Raw genomic sequence first — 223 nt, 5'->3', positions numbered from 1 at the left:
TTGCGCGGGCATGACCTGCAGGGCTACCAACTTCTGTTGACTGTGGCCTCTGAACCATTGAAAGAATTGGTGTTTTAGCGGTTTTCTTCTTCCCTTTTCTTCCACGTCCAGGAGGCGGTACATTCCGCTTTTTCGGAGGGTTGCCACCTAGATAAAAGTGATCTGTTTCGACAGTGCCATCCAGCAAATGCTCCTGCGCGGTCAGCAAACGAATAGCGTGCCC

Annotated in this window: 1 pseudogene; it reads right to left on the bottom strand. The window is 51.6% G+C overall.

The features are described 5' to 3' along the window. A pseudogene (locus PsWM33_RS27455) lies at window positions 1-223 on the bottom strand (IS1595 family transposase); the annotation flags it as partial.

This window comes from Pseudovibrio sp. WM33 (assembly GCF_001623165.1).
Lineage (GTDB): Bacteria > Pseudomonadota > Alphaproteobacteria > Rhizobiales > Stappiaceae > Pseudovibrio.
Note: the sequence above shows the minus strand (reverse complement) of the source record. Positions and strands in the feature narration are given on the sequence as shown.